The following is a 25,906-nucleotide window of genomic DNA, read 5'->3' on the forward strand; positions in this document are numbered from 1 at the left end:
AAGTAATTTTGTATTAAAATATTATATGTAAATTACCATACAGTAATATAAGATAAAAAAGAAGGAGAAAACATGAAAACAACTGCAAGTTACATTTCATTCTTGCATAAGATTGTATTAAAGAAAAAATCTACTTTTATAGTTCCACTTGCTTGAATTGTAATCGCTATTATATTAAGTATCATTTTTGCAACTTTACAGTTAAATGATCTAAAAAGCAATTTTGCAATTTACGCAATAGTTTTTGCTGAATTATTAATTACAATTTTTTATGCTAGTTTGAAATCACTACATATATATAAGGATTTAGAAGAAGAAGGAGTTGAATTACTTACATATTCAAAACCTATTTCTAGAAAATCGATCTTTTTAGGAAAATTTAGCATTTTTATGATTTTTGGAGCATATTGAGGAATAACAATGTTGCTTTCTAATTTATTTATTGGATTAGGAATGCATTCTCAATATTTAATAGCATATACATTAATTTCATTTGTAGTATTTTTCTTTGGCTACATAATGTTCGGAATGATCGCTTCAATTATCGGGTATAAGCTTAATGGAAAAATTGCTTTAGCTGTGCCAATGGTTGCTTTTACACCTCTTGTAATTGGAGGAAGTGTAATTGCTTCACAATCAACAGCTACAAGTAATAATTTAGCTTATTACTTAAATGCACCACGTAATTTACAACCTGCAGGTAATAAAGCAGATATAGAAATGTTTTATTTAAACAATAACCAAGATAGTTTCTATATTATGCCAAATGGATATGATGCTAATACATTTAGTCAAAATCAAGCGAATTATATTAAACAAGCTTATAAATTTTCAAAAGCCTCAGCTAATGAATGACAAGCTTATTCATGATTAGTGATGCCTTATCAGCTAATTGATATCTTTAATATTGAGAATAAAAATATTTTTGATAGTTTTGCAAGTAATGTAAGTAGCAATTTAGACAATTATATTTATTATAATCATTTAGATTCACCAGCTTATAGTTATGCTTTAAGAACTGAAGCAAGTATGCCAAAATACGAAATTTCATTATTAGATATTGATAAGAAACCTATTAAAAAAGATGTTTATTTAGTCCCTGGAGCATTAAAAAATCAAGTTAACCCTGATTTAAATGGTCTCTTTATTGATACTAATATTATTTATGTAAGAAATGGGGCTGATAATTTTAACATAACATTCCCGGAAGATTCATATAGCAATACTACTGGAGATTCTTTAGTAGGAAAACTTGAATGAAAATATTTAAAAGAATTATTAAACTCAAGAGTATTTAATGCCTATGGTCAAAAATTTGTTCGTGAAATATTAAACGATGAAAACTACAAAGAAGCTGATGCAAATGATTTTGCTACAATTGCTGGATTAATAAATAATAAACTACAAGATGAAATTGATGATGAAAACTCAATGCTTAATAAATTAGATGATGCCTCAGTCACAGTATTAAATGATGATGCTATTAGTAAAAAAATCATTAAATCAAAAACTGAAAAAGAGGTATATTTACTAAGCGCCATGTTATATTACATTTACTTTAACTATAACAATACAAAATTAGTTAATGCAATGTTATTTAATAGTAATACTAATGATTACACACCAAAAAGCTATGAGTTTAGAATTTCTGGATATACCTATAGCATTGGTGGATATGCAAGCTATAGTACAAAACAAGAAGTAAAAGACGATCAAGTTGTAATTAGATATGACTTGAAAAAATCAAATAATTACTTATTCCAACCACTTGATCAAATGTTCCAAGTGAGTCGGGATAAACAAATTATTAATAAATATGGATTTATTGGAATTTGAATCGCACTTGGATTTATCTTCATTTTAATTAACAATGTACTTTACATTAGAAAGGATTACAGATAATGGATATTTTAGAAGTAAAAAACTTAAGTAAAATTTATCGCGACAAGACTGAAACACGTGGTATCTTCGATATTAGTTTCACTGTTCCAGAAGGATCATTTCATGCCTTTATTGGCGAAAATGGTGCTGGTAAAACAACTACAATTAAATCCATTATTGGTTCTTATGACAAATATGATGGAGAAATTTTGATTAATGGAATAAATGCAAGAAAACCTGAATCCAAAGCCAAACTCGGATATGTGCCAGAAAGTGCCATTTTCCCCAAAGAATTGACTACTTGAGAATATTTATATTCATTAGCCTTACTTTCAGGCATGAGTAAGAGTCAAGCAAAAGATAAAATTAACATGCTGCTAGATAAATTTGAAATAAGTTCGCTAGCAAAATCTAAACCTTATACCTTTTCATCTGGACAAAAGAAAAAAGTACTTTTAATCCAGGCTTTAATTAATGATCCTGACTTAATTATTTTAGATGAACCAGCAGCAAATTTAGATCCCACTGCTAGATATCAATTATTTAGCTTATTAGAAAACTTACACTCAGAAGGTAAAAGCATCTTTATCTCTTCTCACGTACTTAGCGAAATAGATAAATATGTTGATTCATACACATTAATTCACCATGGAAAAATTGTTTCCTCAGGTGCTAAACATCAACCATTGGAAGATATCTTCTATGAAAAAGTTATTAAAAAGTAAACTACTTTGTTTAACCTTATGCACCATACCTTGCATGAGTGTAGTAGTTGCTTGCGGTAAAGAAAACAAACTAAATGATACTGATATTAAACTTAAAGAAAGCAAGCCTTTAAGTGCTAATGAATTAAAACTAAATGAAATATTAAAAACACTTAACAGCAATATACAGGAACAAGATTTATATCTTAAAACTCAACAAAATATACCTTTAGCAATTTATACTGAATTAAAATCAGCTATGATTTATGCTAACATTTCAAATGTTAAAGTACTAGAAAAATCACCAAGTACTTTAAGAAATCAAGTGAAGAATTCAATTAACTCAATTTCAAATATGTTAACAACTAATTGATATTGATATTTAGATCACTTAGCTAATAATAGCTATGTCTTTAATCCATTTGATGCTGATTACAAAAACTTAGATGGACAAGATAAAAAATCTGAAGAAATTAATAATGCAAGCGACAATAATACAAATCCTAAAGTTGAAAATAAAACAAATCTGCCACATAGTACACAAGAATTATTTGACTATGTACAAGCGCAATATGGTTCATATTCACTAACATTAAAGGATGCTGAAATTATTGAGATAAAAAGCTTTCCTTTAGAACAACAAAAGAATGATATTTATAAAGATAAACATTTAAATTTCTTAGTATTAAGCAACAATAGTTTTATTCCTTATTTCACATATACTAAGATAATTGAAAAAGATAACAAGCAAATTAGTAAAAAAGAAATTTTAGTAATCCCTGATGTTTTTGTTGTGCTAGAAAAAGACACTAATTCTATTATAAATGCCTTTATGCAAGCCTTTAAAAGTTCATATCAAGCTTTAATTCAGGCAGCGATTGATTATTCTATCTTGCTTGATGAACCTCAAGATCAAGCTAGCGCAAAAGCTTATGAAAGATATAAAGATGCTAATTTAATTGATTTATTTAATGAAAACAATTATTCAACAATCTTTTATAAAACATTTATGAAATTAAATGAAAGTAAAATGCAAATCTTAAGATATACATGAGGAGAAATTGATGAAAACTAAATGAAAAATTTTAACTTCATTATGCTTTGCTCCATTCTGCCTAGCGCCTGTTGCTTGCGGTAATTATGAAGAAAGTGCTAAGTTAAATGCTTATATTGATTACAATAAGGACACTTCACCAGCTGCGACATCTGCTGAAGCCTTAAGTCATCAAAAAATTATGAATCAATTACTTTCATTAGTTTATAAAAATACTCCAGATGCACAAAATGCAAAAGATGTATATATCTTAAAACAAGAGCAAGATCAAAAAGCAATTTTAGACAAATTTGCCCAAATTACAGCTGAATATAAAAAAACATATAAGAATGTTGATGTTAGTGTTTTAAAAGCTAAAGTAAAACGACTTACTGATATGTTAGTCTTTTTACGTGGTAATGCAAAGCGTTATCAAGAAACTTTAGATGAAATTAAAAGCTTAAGTGAACAAATAGATCAAGCTGAAACAAATAAACCTGCCCGTTCAGCCTTAGATTATCTTGCTCAATATCAAGATTTAATTAATCAAAATTGATACTTTATCTTAAATAATTTAGATAAATTTGATTGAAATTTTGTGGCTATGGCATTTAACCCATATATGCCTACTAATAATCAAGAAACCTTGAAAAAAGAATATATTACAGCTGCTAAAGCACAAAAGCCTTTTACCACTTTAAATTTTAAAGATACTTATTTAGATGATATTAAATTAGGTGATGAATCACCTGAAATTGGGGATAACGAAGCCTACTACATTAAAAAAGACAAATTAGTCTTTCGCCTATTGATAAAAAATATTTCAAGTAATATTTCACAAGTCGATCTTAGCTTTGTTGGAATTTACTTTGGAGCTGCACAAGCTAAAACTATTTCACTAAATTTAATATCACAAACTATTCACAGTGGTTTCATTCACCACTATGAATCAGGTTTAAAACAATATCAAGAAGATATGCCAATTAAACAAAGATATGGTTATCCAGCCTTTGTATTCCCATTTGGAAAGGAGCATGATGAAAAAGTCGCTCAAAATAATGCTAACTAGCATTTTATCCCTTGGAGTAAGCTGTGCAATTATTGCTCCTAGTATTTCTGCCTTTAGTAATAAGCAAGAAAAAGTAAGCTCAACCAAGGAAGAATTAAAACCAGAAACAAGTAAAATTACATTTCCAAATGATTTAACTTTGCGCTGAAATATGTTTTTAAAACAACCAGCTATTGATTCGATTTTAGATGAAATTTATGGCTCAAATATCAAAGCACGCAATCAATATATTGCTTCTCAAGAAGAGTTATTGCACAATGATTATAGTAAACAGCTTTCAACAGCACTTAAATATGCTAATGTTATTACTCGCCAATCTTCTTCATATGAAGAAGCTGGAGAATATTTCTGAATGAGTTCACGAGCATACCCTTATCCTGTAAAGCAAGCTGATAAAGTAATAGATCAAGCAAATTCAACAAATTGATTATGAACTTTATTTAATATTAATCGTTTTATTTACATGCAAAATAGTACATTTACACGTGATAATAATGAATCTGAAGCTTCTTTTAGTTTAAGAGATCATGAAAACAAATTAATTTATTCAATTTTTTCAAACATTAAATCTAATGTATTTACACAATTTGTAAGGCAAACTGAAGCTTACACTGAAGATGTACATTATTATTTATTAAATCAAGATGGTTTTATTATACAATTAGATATTAGAAAAGAAACTGATGACAAAACCAAAGAAACAATATCAAAACCTAGTGTATTTAGTTATATTAAGACATTCCCAAAACTTCTAAGTGCAAGTAATAAAGATACTATTTTTAACTTAAATAAATATGTATCATTATTTGCCTCATTTGATTTAGACAATTCAAACAAAACCCAAACTGATGAAGTTTTATATAAAGATTATTATGGAGGTATTCTATTGCAATACTCTGCAATAGATGTTAAATAGTATGAGAAAAAATAAAATTATTTGAGCATTAAGTATGTTACCTGTTATTTCTCTTCCTGTTATTGCTGCTTCATGTGCTGGAGAACAATCTGGATCTAAGTTTAAACTTGTTAAAGAACACTTTGCTACAGAGGTAAAAGATGAATTAGCTAAATATAATGTGCACTTTTCTCCTGAGCAAGAAGCTGCTTATCAAAATTTTGATTTTGATAAATATCAAAAAATCAATCAAAACTTAAAAGATAATGCTAAAAACATTTTTGGCTTAAAACACGAACTAGAAAATAGCAAATTAACAGCAAAAGAAATTGCACAGAAACAAGATCAAATTAATCAACTGTTACAATCAAATGAAGAAATTTTATCTTTAAACTTACTAGCATATTTAAAATACTTATATAGCTTTACTACAAAGTTTTACGACTATGGCTTATTAACTTTTGAAAAAGAATCTAAAACACACGCAGTCCACTCTCCAAGATACTTACACTGAGCTGCTAATGTTAAAAATGAATTTTCAACTAATAACGAAGCACTTCATAAACACTTTAGATATAATCGTGAAGAAGTTAAACCATACATTTTAATAAAAAAATTAACTTTTTCTAAGCTACAAGACTCAGAAAAGAAACCTGGATTTAAAGTAATGTATGTTTCTTTCAAAAGCACTGTGCTAAAAATTTACGTTTCTAAAGAAGGAAAAATTACTTTAGATCCCTTATCTATTTACTTTTCACAATCTGATCCAACTAAAGTAATTAACCCTCAAGATGTGCTTGATGCAATGGAAAAAAATGAAGCAAAATTAACTCCAGAAGATATTAGTCGTTTCGAAGAAAGATTTGCTGCTTTACCTGATATAAAATACCCTCAATATAATTTAATTTACTAATTTACTTTTAGTCCTACAAGACAGCATAATTTGCAAAATAAGAAATTGCAAAATTTTGCTGTTTTTTTGCTATCTTTTAGTAAAATAGACATTATGAAAAATAAAGCAATGTTAATTCAAATTCTTCAGGTCAAAAATATCTTTAGAGTTTTTAATGATATTGAATATTCAAGTGCACAATACTTAGTTGAAGAATACTCTGAAAATTTATACGATACTGTCTCCCTGTAAGCATAATTGATTTTTAAAATTATGAAAGGAGACATTATGGCAAAGAAAAAAATCAATAAAGATGAACAACCAGTTATTGAATTAATTGATGTTGTTAAAGAATTCCAAGATAAAACTGTTTTACACAGTATTAATTTACAAATTAAACGTGGTGAATTTGTAACTTTACTTGGTCCTTCAGGTTCAGGTAAAACTACAATTCTAAGACTAATCGGTGGCTTTGAATGAGCTACTCGTGGTGAAATTAAGTTTGATGGTTATGACATCAAAGACTTAGAACCTTACAAAAGAAATGTATCAACTATTTTCCAAGATTATGCCTTATTTCCTCATTTAAATGTAGAAGGTAACATTGCATATGGATTAAAACTTAAAAAAGTTCCTCGTGAAGTAATTAATGATAAATATAATGCTTTATATCAAAAGAAATTAGCTCAATGAACAGCTCTTTCAGAAGCTAAAATGGCTCAACTTGATAAGATCCAAGAAAAATATGAAGCTGAATTAGAATCTACAAAGCCTGGAACTTACCAATACAGAAGACGTCAAAATTGGCTTGATGATTCTGACTTTAAATACTCATACTGAGAAAACTATGTAAACCAAAAATCAGAAGCCTTCAAAAATCGTTACTTTAAACGTAAGATGACTAAAGATGAAATGAATACCAAAATCACTCAAATGATTGATCTAGTTGGACTTAGTGGAAATGCTACAAAGCCAATTAGCGCACTTTCAGGTGGTATGAAACAACGGGTAGCATTAGCTAGATCACTTGTTATTGAACCTGAAATCTTATTACTTGATGAACCTTTATCAGCACTTGATGCTAAAATTAGAAAAAAGATGCAAGTGCTTTTAAGAAGTGTGCAACAAGAATTAGGATTAACCTTTATTTTTGTTACTCACGACCAAGATGAAGCTTTAGAACTTTCAGATCGTATTGCAGTTATGCGTGATGGAAGAATTGAACAATATGACACACCAAAAAATATTTATGACTATCCAGTTAATATCTGAGTAGCTAAATTTATTGGTGATTCTAATATTTTTAATGCTAAATTTAACCCTAAAAACGGGAAAATTAAGCTACTTGGAAAAGAATTCAAAACTGTTCATGAAATGGAAGAATTTGATCCAAATGAAATGTTAGATGCTTTAATCCGTCCAGAAGATATTGATATTAATGCTAACCCAGCAAGCACTAAAGATAAAATTGCAGGAAAAATCGTTGATATTTCATATCGTGGTTCTTATTATTATTTAAAAGTTGAAATTGCAGAAGATGAATATATTTATGTCGAAACTGCTAAGAAATTCGATTTAGATGAAAAAGTCTACATGAGTTGAACAATTGATTCAATTCACTTAATGAAAAAAGATCCTAAGTGAGATTACTCAAACCATGATTTCCAAAATTAAAGATAGACTTACACTAAATCGAAAGCTTTATTTAGCAATTCCATATATTCTAGTGGCTATTTTACTTATTATTCTACCTTTAATCATGATTATATATTCAGCATTCTCTGTGACTGGAGATAACTTTAATTCATGAGAACTTGTAACAAGTAAAAACACTTGAAGAATCATGGGACGTAGCCTTTGAATTGGGCTAGTTTCAGCAATCTTTTGCTTAATTATAGGCTTTCCTTATGCTTACTTTATTTCAACATCTAAATCAAAAGTTTTTCGTATTTATGCTTTAAGCTTAATCCTTTCTCCGATGGCTATTTTTACCATTGCTAGAGTATATTCAATTAAAGCTTTATTCTTAGCTATTTTTGCAGCAGATCCTAAAAGTTTAAATAACGAAATGTTTATTGTTTTTGGATTAACATACTTAAACTTACCTTTAATGATAATGCCTTTATATACAGTTTTTAAAGACATGCCAAAAAACATTGTTGAAGCAAGTAATGACCTTGGATACAATAATGTGCAAACTATTTTCAAAGTAATTATTCCTTATGGAACTAAAGCGATTTTATCTGGACTAGCAATGATTTTTCTAGCTAGTGCAACCACTTTTATTATTTCAGCCAAATTGCTCCCAGATGGATCTCAACACCAACTAATTGGAGATATTATTAACTCAAAAATCAACCCAGGAAACAAATTTGATTTATCTGCAGGTTCTTCATTAGTTATTATTGTTTCATTAGTGTTTATTTCAATTTATGCTTTAATGCTCTTTATTCCAAAGTTAATCTTCAAACTTAAGAAAGGAGCACACTATGAGTAAACTTGGTTCATTTTTAAGAAAAAGCTATATTTATTTAATTTTAGCAATTGTTTATATACCTCTTTTCTTTGGAGCAATTTTTACATTTAATGAAGCAACTCCTAAGGGATTATTTAACACAACTTGAACTAAAGGAACTGTTGAAAACTGAATTCACTTATTTGATAACGATCGTGTTTCAGCTCTAGTAAACTCAATTTTATTAGCGATTATTGTTTCATTCCTAGTTTGTGCTATTTCACTTGTAACAGTTTATGCTTTATATCGTCAAAAGAATAAAACTGTTAGAGGGTTTGTAACAGCTAGTTCAAATGTACCTCTTATTAACCCAGATAACATTACAGCAATTGGCTTAGTATTAGTTTTTGGGGCTTTCTTTGGAGTGGTGCAAACTGATAATGAAGGTTTTGCACGTGTTATTGTAGCACATACAGTTATGGCAATTCCATATGGAATTTCATTAATGCTACCTAGAAGTGAAAAATTTAATAACAACTTATTTGAGGCTAGTCAAGATCTAGGATATTCAAAGATTAGATCATGATTTAGAACTTATTTCATTTATATGATTCCTTCAATCATTATGGCAGTAGTGGTTTCTTCTGTACTTAGTTTTGATGACTTTATTATTACACGTACTGTGTCTAACTCACCTACACTTGGAACTAAATTATACGAAGGTTCATTTGAGCCTTGAGGACTTGTTTTAGGAACTATTATTTTATTTATTACAATAGTTGCTAACATTATTTATACATTGGTTAAAAAGAATAAGAAGTAATGAAAAAACTTTATCGTAACTTACTTATTTGTTCCAGCCTACTAGTTACAGGGGCAGTGGTAGGGAGTGCGCTTGCTTATAAAGCAACTCATCAATACAAACCAGCATTTTATAACTTTAAATCATATATGTCCGAAGATAATCAAGATGTCTTAAGACAACACTTTACATATACTCAATTTAGTGAAATTAGTGAGTTTAATAACGCGCTAATAAATCATAAAGCTGCAGCTGGAGTGGGAACTGATTTCCTAGCTGCTCAACTTGCGAAAAAAGGATTAATTACAAAAATTGATTATTCAGTTTTATTTAATGATCCTAGTTTAAAAAATAATTATCAAAAAACAAAAAATCTAGTTCGCTTATTCTTACGAGATGAAATTTGAAATCATCTAGCACAATATAATGAAGAACTAGCACAAGCTAACAAAGGCGAATTATGAGAATACTTTTTCCCATACTATTCTCAAGATGCTGTAGTAGCTTATAATACTCTTAAAAATCCAATTGATCCAGCAAACCGTGAAGATGCAGATGATAAGTTATCAGGTATTGCTACTAGCTGACTTAAAGAACAAGATTTTGGCAACCAAGAAGCCTATAATTCCTTCATTAATGTCTTAAAAGCTGTACATGCAAATGGTTTTGATTCTTTTATTATTACTGATGCTATGCGTGATAACATGCTTTATGGTTCTTCATATTGACTATTACCTGATGGAGATAGAACTTCAAGCAAATTTACAGGAGATGTTAAATCAGATACTTATAAAATTTTAATTGACTCATTTAAACAATTAATTAAAGATGGTACTGGTTATGATGTTAGAAACAATCGCCATATTTCTTTTGAAGGTGATGGACTAGAATTACTAAACCAACTAATTAATCCAAAGCGTCCTGATATTACTGCTGCCATTATGTATAATGGTGATGCTATTGATGCTTATTATGGTTCAGATAACTATCCAGCAAGTGAAAAAGAAGAAGAGTTAGGGATTAGTCATGATGGTGATATTCGAGTAATTAAACCAAAGCAAAATTTATTATTAGTTGATGGAATTATGCTTTCTTCAGCAAATGATCAAAACGAAAATGATTTATACTTACAAATTCTAGGTCAAAGTATTTATAGTAATTTAAATTCGTATTGAGAAATTGGCAAAGATAAAATTACTTTAGACAACTATAATAAAGCCTTAAAAGTTCAATTTAGTGAAAATGTCACTGCTCAAGTTTGAAAGCAAATTCAACAACAAGGTGCTTTTGCTCACCTCTGAGACAGCAGTTTATTAGCTCAACCAATTGAAAGCGAGCAAGTAAATCAAGTTATAACTAAATATAGTGACTTAATTAACTTATCATTACCTCAAAATCACACATGATTTGAAAAATATGCTCAAATGCAAACTCAAAGAGATGAAGAGGTTGCAAATTATGATGCGAAAATTAATATATCTCCAAGTATGCTCCAAGCTTATTTCCTAGCTTCAAAAGATAACTTCTTAGTTCAAAGCCTAGCCTTTTTATCTTCAGATGAATCTAAAATTAATATGTCACAAGAAACTGATGAAGATGCAATCCTTGCAGCAATTATTGAAACTAATAAAGAAGAAGCAAGCAATTTTATCCAAGAAGCTGAAGATAAAAAAGAAGCTTTAGCACTTTACCTTGGGCGTAAAATAGCATTTATAGATATTTCTAATGATGAAAATATTGAAGGATGAGGTAACTTAACAAACTTTAATTATATTAATTATGTGCCAACACAAGAAATCGATTATCAACTAGTGTTACGTAATTATTTTGCTGATGTTACTGATGGCCAAGATAAGAATGTTATTGACATCTATAAAATTGTTGATGTTTCAAACCAAAGTGATAAGCTAGAGATTTTTGCTAGTGAATTGCAGGAATTAATTACTAGTTTTGAACAAGAAAGCGAACTAAGCTCAGAAGATCAGGAATATCTAGCACAAGCTAAAGCAAAGCTAGAGTCAATTAAAGTTGCTTTAAATCAAAATAATGAAACTGAAATTGATAATTTACTAAATAATATAGAAAAGGAAAAACACAATCCAATTATTATTAAGGCTTGAAAAAACAATGGAATTATTGAACACAAAGCCTTAAATCCAATCAGTGAGCAAATTTCTTCAGAAGCCTCACAATATTATTTTATGGAAACAAAAAGTTAAATCAGGAGTAATCCTGGTTTTTTTGTAAAAATATAGTTTATTTTTTAAAAACAGGGATAAAAAAACTAGCAACAAGGCTAGTTTAAAAATGAAAATTATTGTTCTTTTTTAGGATTTTTAACTAAACTGTATAGAGTTTTAACTTCTTTAATAGTTAAAGGACGATACATTCCAACTGGAATATTTTTACATGTAATTCCACCATATTCAACTCTTTTTAAGTTGATTACTTGGCGATCAACAGTTTTAAATAGTTCCTTAACGTGGTGGTATGTTCCTTGAGTTAGCACTACAAAGTAGCTTTTAACATCGGCTTGAATTACATCTTGTTTTGATCAAGTACCGTTAATCATAACTGGCTTGTTAAGCTTAGCCATTTGACGTTTATCTAAAGGTTCATTTAATCTTGCACGATATACACGAATAACACCATAAGAAGGGTGAGTTAGTTTACTTGCTAATTCTCCATCATTGGTTAAAATTAATACTCCAGTAGTATCATAATCCAATCTTCCAACAGGAAAGATGCGATAAGGTGTATCAATTAAATCAGTTACTATTGTACGGTTAAAATTATCTTTTAAGGTACATACAGTTTTAGGTGGTTTATTTAGTACAAAATATACTTTTTCTTCTTGACCTTGAATTGGCTCTCCATCAACTAAAATTGTATCTGCAAAAGTAGCTTTATCCCCTAATTGAGCAAGACGTCCATTTAGTTTAACTCTCCCAGCTAGTATCATACTTTCGGCTTCTCTTCTTGAAGCTATTCCTGCTTGTGAAAGGAGCTTTTGAATTCTTTCTTCTTTAACCATATTATTTGTTTCCGTTTCTGTATTTATTGTAAAGTTTTGCTTGTTCAGGAGTAAAGACAACACCTTTATCAAGGTTATATTGGTAAGTTTCTTGAACAACTTGGCTAAATCCAGCTTCTAAGTTTTCAAAGCATAATTTACGTGTTTGTTGGATACCTGGATATCTTCTACCTTCACAAATTTTATCTGAGATAAATAAGACTTTATCAAGTCAAGTCATATTATCACGCATTGAAGTATGACATAAAATAGCTTGAGCAATTTCTGGATCAGGAAGTTTGTATCCGTATTTAACTCAGATATAACCAGCAGTTTGATGATATTGGTATGGTAATAAGCCATTAGCTAATGCTGGTTCATATTTTTCAATTAAATAAAGTACTTGCTCATCGCTGAATTCTTTGGCAATATCATGTAATAACCCAGCTAGATAAGCTTTTTTAGCATCTAGCCCATGTGCTTTTGCTAATTCAGCTGCAAAAGATGCAGTTGACATGCAGTGTTTAGCTCTTTTGGCTGATAAAGTGTTGTGCACTAATTGTTCAAGGTACAAATGGTGACTGGCGATGTAGTCAGCTACTTTATCATCAACTAAATTAAACATTCCTTTTTTAAAGTCGGTTGAAGAAGCCTCAAAAATTGGATTATCAAGTAAGATTCCATTATATTTTTTAATATTAACTTTGTTAACTTTATTGTTACGACGTACTACTGTTATTTTAGCTAATTTAGAAATTTGATCAATATTCTTTCATCCTGAAATATTAGGTACTAAATCACTTCCCACAATTAAGTAAAGCTCAGCATCTTTGTATTTATTAGCTAAGTATTGAACTGTGTCAATGGTGTAAGATACACCACCACGTTTGAGTTCGAAGTCGCATAGTTCCATTTTGTCTTCTAGGACTAATTCGACCATATTTTGACGATCTAAACTACTTGCTTTCTTACCTTTAGTTTTAAAAGGTGAAGTAGCAGCTGGTACAATTAATAATTTATCTAAACCTAGCTTATTAATTACATAACGAGCAGTTTTGATATGTCCTTTGTGTATAGGATCAAATGATCCTCCATATATTCCTATTTTCATAGTTCCTACTTTCTAAATAGCATTTTTTTAAAACGATAAGCGCCTTTATGTAAATTGCTAGTTTTAATTTCTTCTTCAGTTAGCACTTTTAAAGTTGGATTAGCAAAAAGGGTTTCAACTTCTGCAATCACTTCTTTAATTATATTATCTTGAATATTTGGTTTAGGACTATTTATTAAGCTAACTGGTAAGTACATATTATTCAGGTCAATGAGATTTGTAACCCTTACTCCTAGACCAATAAAATCAGTTTCAGAAAAATTCTTATTAAAGATGTTGTAAACAATTTTATATAAATCGCTAGCAGAATTAATGTATGAAGCAATTTTAACTTGCTTGGTAGTCCATTTTTTAGATCTGGAACGTATAGTTAAGGCTATAACATTACCAGCTAAGTTTTCACTAATCAAACGAGAAGAAACTTTAGCGCATAATGAATTAAGATATTCTATTTTTAATTCAAAAGGCATATCATAATGTTCAAAAGTAATCTCGTTGCCTATCCCTAAAGCCTTTTCATCTTTAAAAGTAATGTGCTCATAGACATATGGATCAAGATTTCGTAAGATGTCTTGACCTATACGACCAAATATTGCCCCAATTTCAAGATCACTTACATCTTTTTGGGCTAGTTGACCAATTGTATTAATATTAATTTGACGTAATTTTTCAGCACTTTTCTTTCCGATTCCATGGTATTTTTCAATATCTAAATCAAAAAAGTGCTGTGCAAAGTTATCTTCATTAGTATAGCCTATTCCAAATGGCTTGGAGATATTTGTAGTCATTTTAGCAGCAAATTTATTATGTGAAATTCCAATTGTTATTGGAATTCTGAATTTAAACATAATATCTCTTTGTAACTTTTGAGCCAACTGCACAGGTCTAACTCCTAATTTAGCCACTAATTCAGTTACATCTAAATAGCATTCATCAATTGAAGCAATTTGAATGTTTCCAGTATAGTTCGAAGCCAGGTATTCAAAGATTTTGCCTGATAGTTCCTCATATAAAGGCATATTACTTGGAACTATAATTGTTGAAGGTTCTAAAGCTAAAATTTCATAATTCTTCATTCCAGCTTTAATACCTTTATTTTTTAGTTCATATGAAACTGAAACAGCAATAGCATGTGCAGAAGAGCGTGATATTGCTACAGGTTTATTATTTAATTCTGGCTGTATTGTCCGAGCAGCCGAAACAAAATAACAGTCAAAATCGATATGAAATAAAATAGGTTTATTCATTAATAAAAGTATTTGGAGTTAATAAAGCACATGCTACTCGATTTAAATGTGTTTTAACATTGTAAAATGCCCATAACTCACCAAGTGATGCAATAGCATCTTCATCTAAAGGTTCTTGTGAAACAAATTTAGTAAAGGTATCAACTAAAGTTGCAATTTCAGCTTTAGTTTTACCGATTATTAAATCTAAAAAAATGTCTGTTGCTGCCATAAATACAGCACATCCATGCCCATTAAATTTAGCTTGAAGTACTTTATCATCTTGTCAAGTAACTTGCAATTCTAATTTATCTGAACAAGTGTTACTATAGCAGGTAATAAAGTTATCACTTAAAGCTACTTTGTTACTTGGGTTCATATAATGATTCATGATTATTTCTCTAGCTTGATTTTGATTAAAATGCATAGAAATCACCTCCATTTTTTAATTCTTCTACAAGCTTATCAATGTCGGCTTGAGTATTATAAATTCCGAGTGATATTCTTAGGAAAGAATAAGTATCTTGAATATTTCTTAAATAAGGTGCACAGAAAATTCCAGCAATTGTGTAGATATTTTTGCTTCCTAAGTAAGTGGCTACATCTTGAGCATTAATTCCATTTACATTAATTAATGCAATATTGTCACCAGGTTTAGTATATACAGTAACATTTGGTAAAGCTGCCAACTCTTGATGTAAATAATGTGATAGAGAACTTAAAATTTCTTGAGTTTGTTTATAACCAACTTGAGCAAAAAAATCAAGTGCTTTATCAAACATAAAAAATCCTGCAATATCTGGTGTTCCAGGCTCAAAAGCTGCAATTGTTTGCTTTGCATCTCAGCAAGCATTAGTGTGAATAGCATTTACTGATCCACCACCAAATTTAACTGGTTTTAATTGAGATAGTAAAGTTTTTTTAACAGCTAGTACACCCATTCCAGTTGGACCATAAAATTTGTTAGTTGAAAAGGCAATAGCATCCACTACTTGTAATGAAACTGGTTCATGAGAAATTGCTTGTGCTGCATCATCAAAAACAAATGCTCCATGTTGATGAGCTTTAGTTGCAATTGCTGCAATATCAAAGTGTTGATTAAAGTTATTAGTTTCATGACTCAAGGCTACAATTTTAGTTTTTGAATTAATACTTGCTAAAATGTCTTGTGAAATTACAATTTTAGCGCCAACTTTTTTACTCATTTCAATTCAAGGAATTAAATTAGATGAGTGATTATAAGCACTAAGCAAAATTTCATCTTCATTAGTAAGTAAATGTTCAAACATATTAACAAAAAGATTGATACTTTCAGTTGTTCCACTTGTAAAGATTATTTCATTTTGATCAGCTTGTAATAAGTCAGCTACTTTACTGCGAACACGAGTAATGGTTGAATTAACTTCATTTCCCAATGGTGTATCGGCAGTACGAGATGAAATTGATTTATTGCAGTAATAATCATAAATTGCATCACTGGCTTCTTTAGGTTTTAACACTAAAGCAGCTGAATCAAAATATGTAATCTTTTGTAAAATTGGAAAATGTTTGCGAATGTCATTTTGATTCATTATAAGACCTTTCTTAAAATTGCTCTTAAAGCAGTATTGTAACCTGGCATTTTTTGAAATTCATCTAGGAATAAATAGTAATATTCACGTTTGATTTTATTAACAATAATTTGGAATTGATGCTTACGAATACTTTTATCCTTATCTAAATCAATAGTTTTAAAAACTTCTCCGAGAAAGTTTTTAACTTCTAATTCATCATGATCATAGTATTTAATAAAAAGATCATAAAATAAGTAGTAGTAGAAGTTATAAACCATTTGTTTTTGCTCAGGAGTAACTTCTGGATAAAAAGTTAAGTCTTGATTAAAATTGTCAATAAATTCATTTAGGTTTTTGCTGCGTTCAGCAAATTTTTTAGTTTCAAATTTTTCAAGCTTTTCATGAGCAAGCAAATGCATTTCATGAAATTGCTTATAAGTAAAATTAATTTTGTTTAAAATCCCATGATAATGTGATTTATATGCAAAAGATAAAACTATCTTAGATCATAATTTTTTACTATTGGTTTTATTCATGATCTTTTAAAGCTTTTTTCTCTAGCTTTTCAGCAAGTTCAAAAGTTTGAATTAGTTTTAAATAATTTTCTAAGATAGCATTAACAAATTTGTACTGCTTACCTTGTAATGTAGCTGGTTGATCTGGTAAATCTTTAGGGAAATAAAATTTAGTTATTTCCACAGCCTCATTTATAACAACTTTTGGATCTGTGTTATAAAGTTCAAAAGCTCCATTTAGAATAATTGCTCTAATTAAAGGAGAAATTCTTTCTCATTTTCAGTTCTTGTTTAATAATGCATTTAATGATTTACGTAAGAATGCATAGTTTTTTGCTATTAATTCAATTCTAAGTAATTCTTCACGATCTAAAAAGAACTCTTCAAAAGCTTCTTCAACATTAATTGGTTCTTCTAGTAATTCGTATTTATATAAAACAGCAATAACTGTTTTTCTCATTTCTCTTCTTGATTTTTTGTGTTGTTGTTGCATATGTGCTCCTTATTTAGTTTCTAAATTATAATATAATTTAGAATTTTTTTGGTCTAAAGAGTAGGAAAATATCAGGCTTAAAAAATAGTGCTATTAGTGCAAATAATAAAAAATATCCAACCAGGATATTTATTTTAAAAAGCAATTTTATTATTAATCCTTTTCTGAACTAGCTCGCATAATTGTTTCAAAATTTCCAGCTTGTGAATCTAAATTTGCTTCTCTAACATGATATGGTATTTCACCAGTTTTTTCCATTTCTGTATATTTTTCAGGGTATTTAATAATAATGTTTGGCTCGCGCTTACCATACATATCGACTAAGAAGAAATGTTTAAAAATAATTCTATTAAATCAATTCAATTTAGAACTTTGATAAAATTCTGACATTTCTGACTTATATTTAGTTAAAAATTTTGCAGTTGAACGAATTGATGGGTTCACTCTTAATAATATGAAACAAGTGTGAATTATTGCTCAAATGGAACAAATCATTATTGGTGCAATATAAACAAATTGACTTTTGTATATCGCAAGAAAGACAAATACCATAACTAAAGCATAAGGAATGAATAAAAGAATTTTTATTAATAAAAGTTTTTTATAAAAACGCAAAGAAGAAAGTAGATTGCTTTCTGCTTTTAAGTATTTTTGGTCATCTAATTTAATTTCTTCAGACATCAGTAATCCTTTAATTATCTTGATCAATATCTTGATTAGCAAAATTATTGTCTAAGAGTTTTACAGCTTGTGCTTGGTCATAAAGTTCAACTAGAAAAAAGAATCTAAAAATAAACTGATTTAATTTTGAAAGTTGTGCGTAATATTCTTTAAAATAAGGCTTATAAGTTTCTAATTCTTTAGACATTTTGTTTACTGTTGGATTAATTTTGATAGTTGAGTAAATTCAATAACAAGTAAGTAAAAGTAATGCACTAGCTAGTAGCACTCATCCAACAATATTATTTCAATAAACTAGCGATACAATGCCAAAAACAGCTAATAAAGCTGCAATGATAAGCGATACTCTAATTAACATAAAAATTTTGTAACGGGTTAAAGACTTTTGAAAAAGTTCTTTTGGAATTGAAGAATTATTTAAATTTTGTATTTGTTCCATACAGTCTCCTTATACTTTTGTGCTTATTTGCTGGGGTTAAAAGAAAATAAGCAGTCAATATTTATTGATTTAAGAAACTTAAATTTCTACAAATTAATTTTATCATATGTGAAAGTTTATCTTTTAAAATGTAATAAAAAGCACCACTATTGCTTAGCGGTGCTATTGTTAGAAATATTATTTAACATTAAATAATGATTTAGATTCATCAACGTTTGAATTTAATTTCTTTAATTCAGCTAAAATTAATTCTTCAGTTGTAGGTGCAGCAGCAGGTTCTTCTGGTGTTTCAACAACTGGGTTTTTAAGTTCTTTACGATATGCTCTGTAGTTTCTGATCATGAAGTAGAAGTATAAAATACCAAATACTACTGCAGAAACAATAATGAATTGAATTAATGTAGCTAAGAATTTACCAATGTAAATTCCACCTGTTCCATCAGCTTTTTGTCCTACTACTCATGTATCTGGTGTTTTACCGAATGCAGTTGTGATAGCAGCCATAATAATATCATTTGCAAATGATGATACTAATGCTGTAAAAACTCCTCCAAGTAAGAAACCTATTGCTAACATCAATAAGTTACCACGTTTCATTTGTGCTTTAGATTCTGCTCAAGATTTTTTATGTAAATCTTTGCATGTTGATTTTGATGACATAATGACTCCTTTTGTTTATTTTAATATTTTATCATATTTAAATATATATGATAAATAGACTTTGATATCTTAACATATTATTTCAGACAAAAAAGCAATTTTTGACATAAAAATAATTATTTTTTTAACTTTTTAATTACTAATGTGCAATATCGCATTATTTTTTACTTAAAAGTTTAATAAATTATTATTACATTTTTGTATGCAAGAAAAGATCTCAAAAGGTGTAATTTTCAGCTAAAAACGAAAAAATAATATAAATTTTTAATTTATATTTTATTTTCTACTTTAAATCAAAATATAAAATAATAATTATTTTTTATACCTACCATATAGCATTTTTAGTATATTGAATCATTGTGTAAAAGTGAAATAATAATTATAAGGCATGCAAATTATTCCTTAAAACATTGAGTTAAAAAACTAACTTTAAATCATGCGCTTACTAAGAAAATATTGCAACGCCTTTTAAAGGAGAAAAAATGAAACGCAATAAAGTATTATTCTTATTAGGATTACTTTCTACTTCAGCTATAAGTCTACCATTAGTAGCAATATCTTGTGGAGGTAATAAAGCGACAGAACAACAACCCAAACCAATCCCAGGAACAAGTGAACCAAAACCCACTCCTGGAAATGATGAAACTAAAAATCCAGCATTAATTACGTTGAAATCACAAAACCCTGCAATTAAAATTGAATTTAATAAAGACACTAAAGTATTAAGCGTTAAAAATGCACCTATCATTGATTTTGATTTACTAAATGATTTTCTACAACAACTAGATGAAATGTTTGATAATAAAGTTGGCAATATAACATTAGAATGTCCTGATACAAAAACAATTGCAGTTGGTTACCCATATGTAACTTCAGTTAAGGTAACAAAACTAATTATGCCTAAGCTAGAAAGTACAACAGATCATGTTTTTAGATTATGAAACCCAGAACGAGACTGATTATTTAAAAACTTGCAAGATGATAAGGTTGTCCAAAATGGAGTCTTGATCAAATGAGACAATGCAATAGGTAACTTAGTCGACAATAATATAACCAAAATTCTACAATATGCATTCATGGATACGCAAAACATTACAGGAATTGATTTTCCTAAATTAAATGATATTGAAGCAACAGCCTTTATGGGGACGAATGGAGATATTTTCCCTAAAATTACTGAAAAATTAGTTGTAAATGGAATATTAATTAAATATCCAGGAGCAAAAGGTGAAATAAAGGATGATTCTATTAAACAAATTTATGCTTATGTATTTAAAGGAAATACCTCAATTACTTCAGTATCATTCCCAAATGCAACAAAACTTTATTATGGTGCATTTTTAGATGCTTCTAATTTAGCCAAAGTGGATTTACCTAAATTAGATAATATTGGTAATTTTGCATTTGAAAATTGTACTTCTCTAACTTCAGTGTCATTCCCAAAGGTAACTGCAGTTGGTGAATATGCTTTTAGTAATTGTAAAAATTTAAGTTCAGTGGAATTGCCATTAGTAAGTTCAATGGACAAAGTTCCTTTTGATGCCACACCTAAACTACCTGAAAAATTAATTTTTAACAAGATTTTAGCAAAATGATCTAATGCAGAGGGAGAAGTTAGTGATTTAGAAGTAACTCAACTTGTACCTGAATTATTTAGAAATAATAATAAAATAACTTCAGCAAACTTCCCTAATGTTACAAAAATATCTTCCTGACTATTTGCAAAAGCAACAGAGCTCAAGAATGCTACATTTGAAAAAGCAACTATTATAGATTCTAGTGCATTTAAAGAAGCTGAAAGCTTAGTACAAATACAAGCTCCAAACGTTACAAAAATTGCAGCTGAAGGATTTTCTGGTGCTGTTTCACTTGTTTCAGTTTCATTCCCTAACGTAACTGAAATTGGTGAACGTGCATTTGCAAATGATATATCTTTAAAACAAGCTGATTTTCCTAAAGCTACAATTATTGCTCATACAGCCTTTGTTGGCACAGATAACTTAACAGATAAACCTAGTGCACAAAAGAATTAACCAAATTAAAAACTATTTTTACACCATATATAAAATATGGTGTTTTTTATATCATATCAGTAAAATGATAGATTCACTGTTTAGATATTGCAAAATATAGTTATTTAATTCATTGAATACTTAATTTTAGGAATTAGCAGCTTATGATTAAAAATTTCATTTTTTAAAAAAGAATATAATTTAAGTATGGAGGGATAAATTTAAAAAAACTAAAAAATGAATTTTTTAGTAGCAATATCATTATAAATGATATTAATTTTCAAAATGCTGAGAGGATAAATTAATGACTAAAGTTGCAAAATACTTATTAGTAATAACTAGCGGAGTAGCAGTTGGGTCTGCTATTATCGCTATACCTAGTGTGATTTATGGGAATCAAAAGAAATACCAAAATCAACTAGCTAATTTGAAACAAACAGAAAAAGATCTTATGGTTATACCTAATAGCTCAATTGAAAAGTCTAAAACACTAGCTTCTAAAATGACTAAAAATGACATTAGTTTTGTCAACTATAATAAAGACTTGTTTAATGTTGAACTAGTTGATATTACAACAGAACTAACAAATAAGCTAAGTGCAATGCCAGGGAAAGAAATTGTTACTGTTAATAAAGATATACAATATTTCCATGCTGATGACAATAGAGGAATACTAGAGTTTGTATATAAAATTCAATCTAAAAAATATGATGATTTATTTATTGTCAAAAAAGCTGTAATAGATGGTTTTAAAATTGTTACTCCAATTAAACCTATTACAGAAGTTAGAAAGCCAATTGCAGAGATAGCTTCAATGCTTACTGAACCAATTATTACACCTTATAAAACTATAAGCAGTGATCAAACAAAAGGATTAAAAGCAAATCAAGCAGAAGCGATTTCTCAATATGGACAAAAAGTAGCACAAACTCATGTAAAAGTCTTAACAAATATTTTAAAAACTGTTGAAGATGTCTTACCTGTAACATCATTACAACTAATTAAAGATTCATATCAAAGCATGGTTTTAAAATTCAACAACGCATTAACTGATGTCTTAACTGAAGCAATTAAAATCAAAAGTGTTGAATTAGGCAAAGACCAAATTGATAATTACTTTACAGCTCAAAAGCTAACTGAAATAAAAAACATTATCTCAGAGACTTTAAAATCTAGAGCTCAAGATCTTACAAATATTGCTAAAACAATTTTAGAAACATTAAAAAACAACGAAACGACCAAAAACATTGATAAAATTGACGAGTTTATAACTGAAATATCAAACGAATTTCATAAACAAATTCTTGATCTTACAAACAAAATTAAACAAATGCCAATTGCATCAAAAGCATCGGCATCTCAAATACTAAATCAAACAAAAGACTTAATTGCTCAAATTAAAAAAGCTTTAGAAGCAAAAGCTATTGAGTTGTTAAAAAACGAAACAGATCTTATGTCTGTTAAAAAGAACTTAAAAAATAAATTTGACAGTTTAGATGATTTAATTAAATCAAATCTTGAAATGCTAGATATGCATATGAAAGACATGGCAACATTAATTGATGCTTTGGACTTAGCTCCTGAAACTGTGCCAAACAATGATGTAGTGTCATTTGAATATAATGATGGAAAAAATACAGCTAATGTTCAATACAATCAAGCAGACGAAAGAGTAGTAATTAAGGATATTGAAAATATTGATGAAAACACACTTACTTCTATTCTTAATTTAACAGCTGAAAAAACAGGAACTACAAACTCAGACATAATTCTAGATTGCCCTGATGCTAAAACCATTTCTCTTTTAGCTGATACAAAATATTCAATTAAAAAAGTTAATCTACCTAAATTAGAAAAAGTAGTATATAACGAAGATTATACAATTCAATCTCCTGCTCTTTGAACTAGATCTCTAGAAGGAGATAAAGTTATTATAAATGGTATTGTTTTTAAATGAAATAATCCAAAAGGTGATATTAATGATGAAACAATTGTTCAAATTCTGCCATATGCATTTGAAAATACACATAAAATAACATCAATTAATTTACCAAATGTAAAATGAATTTCACCTGAGGGATTCGGACATGAAAACAAAGAAAAATTATTCCCTCAAATAAAGTCAAAAATAGTTTTAAATGGTATTTTAATTAAATGACCTGATGCTGAAGGGGATATTACTGACTCTAACATTAGAGGAATTTTTGACAGTGCTTTTGAAAATAATAAAAAGATTACATCTGCTTCATTCCCTAATGTGACAGAAATTGGTAAAAATGCATTTGCTAATGCAACTAATTTAACTTCAATAAAATTCCCAAAAGTAGCAAAAATTGGTGACTTAGCCTTTTCATCAGCAACGAATCTAGAAAAATTTGAATTACCAAAAGCATTAGAATTTGGTGATAAAGTTTTTTTCAAACACTGATAAGTTAGATTCAAAAATTGTTATAAATGGTATTCTAACAAAATGAAAAGGTGCCACAGGTGAGCTACATGATGATAAAATAACAAAAATAGCAGCTGGAGTTTTTTCATCAAATAATCAAATAACAAAAGTAGATTTCCCTAATGTAACAGAAATAGGTGATTTTGCATTTTTAAATGCATCAAAATTATCAACTGTCAATTTACCAAAAATTGAAAAAATGGGTTCATTCGCATTTATGTATGCAACATCACTGAAATCAGTTGATTTTCCTAATGTTGAGATCATTCCAGAGGGAGCATTTTCTGATGCATCTGAATTAGAAAATGCGTTCTTCATGAATGCTACAAATATTGGATTTAAAGCTTTTAAAGACGCAGTAAAACTAAAAACTATTAATTTTCCAAAGGTAGAAACAATTTTACCTTCAGCATTTGAAAATGCGAAAAGTTTAACATCCATTTCTTTCCCAGAGGCCAAAGAAATTTATGCATATGCATTTAAAGATAATGAAAGTTTAAGCTCTATTTCATTTCCAAAGCTAGAAGAAATAGGTTATGATGTTTTTACAAATACTCCGAAATTAAATGGAAAAATAGTTTCTGGAACAATACTTTTAAAATGAGATGATGCTAAAGGCACCATAGAAGATTCAAATATAACAAAAATTGCAGATAGTGTATTTGAAGGTAATGAAAATATAACATCTGTTTCTTTCCCTAATCTAAAAGAAATAGGGAGCGATGCCTTTAAGAATGCAATTAATTTAACAACAATTAATATGCCTAAAGTTACAAAAATTGGTTACAGTGCATTCTATGGTGCAAAGAATTTGATATCAGTTGATTTTCCAGAATTAACATTAATAAGTTGATCTTCATTTTCTAATGCAACAAAATTAACTTCAGTGAACTTCCCAAAAGCCACAATCATTAGAAATGCTGCCTTTGAAAATGCTATAAGTTTAACTGATATTAATTTTCCTGAAGTAGAAGAAATTGAATCTAGCGCATTTTCTGGGGCTAGAAGTTTAACTGCTGCAAATTTCCCGAAAGCAAAGGCCCTTCAAGGTTCAGCTTTTAAAGATGCGGTTAATCTTTCAAGTATATCATTCCCAATATTAAAGGAATTACATGGAAAAGATATATTTAAAAACACTCCAAAACTAGGAAATAAACTTATAATTAATAATGTTTTAGTCAAATGAGAGGATGCAACTGGTGAAATTAAAGACAACAATATTACAAGTATAAGTGATGGTGTATTTAATCAAAATGCCAACATTACATCTGTTTCTTTCCCTAAAGTAATTCGTGTCGGAGAAGACGCATTTAAATATGCGAAAAATCTTGCTTCAATAAATTTACCAAAAGTAAAAATTATTGAAAGCAATGCATTTTCTGGAGTAAAAGCTCTAACATCAATTTCATTCCCTAAAGCAGAAATTATTGAAAATGCTGCCTTCGAAAATGCCTCAAGCCTTTCATCTATTAATTTACCTAATGTAAGAAAAATAGGAATAGATGCTTTTGCAAACAATCAAGTTTTAAAAACTATTGAATTACCAAAAGTGGTAAATATAGGTTTTGGTGCCTTCAAATATGTAACAAATTTAACATCAATTTCAATACCAAATGCAATTGCAATTAGTGGCGAAATGTTTTACGGAGATGAAAATCTTAATTTGGTTTCAGCGCCTAGTGCAATAAGAATTGGTAATTCAGCATTTGAAAAAGCCATTGGTTTAACAACTGTATCATTCCCTAAAGTAGAAACTATTGATAAAATGGCATTTTGCGATGCAAAAAACCTTTCTTCTGCATCCTTCCCTGAAGTGATCGAAATTGAGCCTAGAGCCTTCTTAAGTGCAATAAATTTATCTTCATTTTATGCTCCAAAAGTAAAAATAATTGCTCCTGATGCTTTTGAACATACTCCAAAATTAACTAATAAACCTAACCCACAAGCTTAAAAGTTTTATAAAATCAAATAAGAAAATCTAGAGTAATACTCTAGGTTTTTATTTATCAAATTTGATTATTAA

The 25,906-nt window shown here is 28.8% G+C and carries 24 protein-coding genes; 14 read left to right on the forward strand and 10 right to left on the reverse strand.

From position 1 onward, the window contains the following. Positions 1-72: 72 nt before the first annotated feature. From ACM0L0_RS01555 to ACM0L0_RS01605, 11 genes are all read left to right on the forward strand, one after another. A complete protein-coding gene (locus ACM0L0_RS01555) occupies positions 73-1,902 on the forward strand; it encodes a hypothetical protein (RefSeq protein ID WP_416738811.1) in 1,830 nt (609 codons plus the stop codon). Next, positions 1,899-2,606 carry an ABC transporter ATP-binding protein gene (locus tag ACM0L0_RS01560; protein WP_416738847.1) on the forward strand — a complete coding sequence of 236 codons (708 nt, stop codon included), beginning with the start codon at positions 1,899-1,901 and terminating at the stop codon, positions 2,604-2,606. Before ACM0L0_RS01555 ends, ACM0L0_RS01560 begins: the two co-directional genes overlap by 4 nt. Positions 2,607-2,640: 34 nt before the next feature. Further along, a complete protein-coding gene (locus tag ACM0L0_RS01565) occupies positions 2,641-3,660 on the forward strand; it encodes a hypothetical protein (protein ID WP_416738812.1) in 1,020 nt (339 codons plus the stop codon). After that, positions 3,650-4,687 carry an aromatic motif membrane protein gene (locus tag ACM0L0_RS01570; RefSeq protein ID WP_416738813.1) on the forward strand — a complete coding sequence of 346 codons (1,038 nt, stop codon included), beginning with the start codon at positions 3,650-3,652 and terminating at the stop codon, positions 4,685-4,687. Before ACM0L0_RS01565 ends, ACM0L0_RS01570 begins: the two co-directional genes overlap by 11 nt. Next, the gene (locus ACM0L0_RS01575; RefSeq protein ID WP_416738814.1) at positions 4,656-5,603 is read left to right on the forward strand and encodes an aromatic motif membrane protein; all 948 of its coding nucleotides are present in this window, start codon (positions 4,656-4,658) and stop codon (positions 5,601-5,603) included. The genes ACM0L0_RS01570 and ACM0L0_RS01575 overlap by 32 nt, the downstream gene beginning before the upstream one ends. A 1-nt stretch (position 5,604) precedes the next feature. Next, positions 5,605-6,495: a variable surface lipoprotein gene (locus tag ACM0L0_RS01580; RefSeq protein WP_416738815.1), complete on the forward strand. Its 891-nt coding sequence runs from the start codon at positions 5,605-5,607 to the stop codon at positions 6,493-6,495. Positions 6,496-6,588: 93 nt separating this feature from the next. Next, positions 6,589-6,726, forward strand: coding sequence for a hypothetical protein (locus ACM0L0_RS01585; protein WP_416738816.1), 138 nt, complete (start codon positions 6,589-6,591; stop codon positions 6,724-6,726). Positions 6,727-6,762: 36 nt separating this feature from the next. Then, positions 6,763-8,148, forward strand: a complete 1,386-nt coding sequence (locus ACM0L0_RS01590; protein ID WP_416738817.1) for an ABC transporter ATP-binding protein — start codon at positions 6,763-6,765, stop codon at positions 8,146-8,148. Further along, positions 8,132-8,971, forward strand: coding sequence for an ABC transporter permease (locus ACM0L0_RS01595; protein ID WP_416738818.1), 840 nt, complete (start codon positions 8,132-8,134; stop codon positions 8,969-8,971). Before ACM0L0_RS01590 ends, ACM0L0_RS01595 begins: the two co-directional genes overlap by 17 nt. Continuing rightward, the gene (locus tag ACM0L0_RS01600) at positions 8,964-9,752 is read left to right on the forward strand and encodes an ABC transporter permease (protein ID WP_416738819.1); all 789 of its coding nucleotides are present in this window, start codon (positions 8,964-8,966) and stop codon (positions 9,750-9,752) included. Before ACM0L0_RS01595 ends, ACM0L0_RS01600 begins: the two co-directional genes overlap by 8 nt. Beyond that, positions 9,752-11,950 (forward strand): hypothetical protein, encoded by a 2,199-nt coding sequence (locus ACM0L0_RS01605; RefSeq protein ID WP_416738820.1) that lies wholly within the window; start codon positions 9,752-9,754, stop codon positions 11,948-11,950. Before ACM0L0_RS01600 ends, ACM0L0_RS01605 begins: the two co-directional genes overlap by 1 nt. 95 nt (positions 11,951-12,045) lie before the next feature. Here ACM0L0_RS01605 and ACM0L0_RS01610 read toward each other — a convergent pair whose 3' ends face one another. The 10 genes from ACM0L0_RS01610 to ACM0L0_RS01655 form a co-directional block, all read right to left on the reverse strand. Beyond that, positions 12,046-12,765 carry a pseudouridine synthase gene (locus tag ACM0L0_RS01610; RefSeq protein WP_416738821.1) on the reverse strand — a complete coding sequence of 240 codons (720 nt, stop codon included), beginning with the start codon at positions 12,763-12,765 and terminating at the stop codon, positions 12,046-12,048. Between the two features lies 1 nt (position 12,766). Then, positions 12,767-13,855 carry a nicotinate-nucleotide adenylyltransferase gene (locus ACM0L0_RS01615; RefSeq protein ID WP_416738822.1) on the reverse strand — a complete coding sequence of 363 codons (1,089 nt, stop codon included), beginning with the start codon at positions 13,853-13,855 and terminating at the stop codon, positions 12,767-12,769. Positions 13,856-13,860: 5 nt separating this feature from the next. After that, a complete protein-coding gene (locus ACM0L0_RS01620) occupies positions 13,861-15,102 on the reverse strand; it encodes a Y-family DNA polymerase (RefSeq protein WP_416738823.1) in 1,242 nt (413 codons plus the stop codon). Next, positions 15,095-15,508 (reverse strand): iron-sulfur cluster assembly scaffold protein, encoded by a 414-nt coding sequence (locus ACM0L0_RS01625; RefSeq protein ID WP_416738824.1) that lies wholly within the window; start codon positions 15,506-15,508, stop codon positions 15,095-15,097. Before ACM0L0_RS01625 ends, ACM0L0_RS01620 begins: the two co-directional genes overlap by 8 nt. After that, positions 15,498-16,652 carry an aminotransferase class V-fold PLP-dependent enzyme gene (locus ACM0L0_RS01630; protein ID WP_416738825.1) on the reverse strand — a complete coding sequence of 385 codons (1,155 nt, stop codon included), beginning with the start codon at positions 16,650-16,652 and terminating at the stop codon, positions 15,498-15,500. Before ACM0L0_RS01630 ends, ACM0L0_RS01625 begins: the two co-directional genes overlap by 11 nt. After that, positions 16,652-17,170 (reverse strand): hypothetical protein, encoded by a 519-nt coding sequence (locus tag ACM0L0_RS01635; RefSeq protein ID WP_416738826.1) that lies wholly within the window; start codon positions 17,168-17,170, stop codon positions 16,652-16,654. The genes ACM0L0_RS01630 and ACM0L0_RS01635 overlap by 1 nt, the downstream gene beginning before the upstream one ends. After that, positions 17,163-17,642: a transcription antitermination factor NusB gene (locus ACM0L0_RS01640; protein ID WP_416738827.1), complete on the reverse strand. Its 480-nt coding sequence runs from the start codon at positions 17,640-17,642 to the stop codon at positions 17,163-17,165. Before ACM0L0_RS01640 ends, ACM0L0_RS01635 begins: the two co-directional genes overlap by 8 nt. 153 nt (positions 17,643-17,795) lie before the next feature. Further along, positions 17,796-18,323, reverse strand: coding sequence for a hypothetical protein (locus tag ACM0L0_RS01645; protein ID WP_416738828.1), 528 nt, complete (start codon positions 18,321-18,323; stop codon positions 17,796-17,798). Positions 18,324-18,333: 10 nt separating this feature from the next. Beyond that, complete coding sequence (locus ACM0L0_RS01650) at positions 18,334-18,762, reverse strand: hypothetical protein (protein WP_416738829.1); 429 nt, start codon at positions 18,760-18,762, stop codon at positions 18,334-18,336. Between the two features lie 177 nt (positions 18,763-18,939). Beyond that, entirely contained in the window at positions 18,940-19,422 is a 483-nt protein-coding gene (locus ACM0L0_RS01655; RefSeq protein ID WP_416738830.1) for an MscL family protein, read from the reverse strand. Between the two features lie 482 nt (positions 19,423-19,904). On the opposite strand from ACM0L0_RS01655, the gene ACM0L0_RS01660 reads away from it, so the two are divergent. From ACM0L0_RS01660 to ACM0L0_RS01670, 3 genes are all read left to right on the forward strand, one after another. After that, positions 19,905-21,455, forward strand: coding sequence for a leucine-rich repeat protein (locus tag ACM0L0_RS01660; RefSeq protein WP_416738831.1), 1,551 nt, complete (start codon positions 19,905-19,907; stop codon positions 21,453-21,455). A gap of 283 nt (positions 21,456-21,738) precedes the next feature. After that, positions 21,739-23,865, forward strand: a complete 2,127-nt coding sequence (locus tag ACM0L0_RS01665; protein WP_416738832.1) for a leucine-rich repeat protein — start codon at positions 21,739-21,741, stop codon at positions 23,863-23,865. Then, positions 23,837-25,834, forward strand: a complete 1,998-nt coding sequence (locus ACM0L0_RS01670; protein WP_416738833.1) for a leucine-rich repeat domain-containing protein — start codon at positions 23,837-23,839, stop codon at positions 25,832-25,834. The genes ACM0L0_RS01665 and ACM0L0_RS01670 overlap by 29 nt, the downstream gene beginning before the upstream one ends. Positions 25,835-25,906: the final 72 nt, after the last annotated feature.

This window comes from Mycoplasma razini (assembly GCF_048076865.1).
Lineage (GTDB): Bacteria > Bacillota_I > Bacilli_A > Mycoplasmatales > Metamycoplasmataceae > Mycoplasmopsis.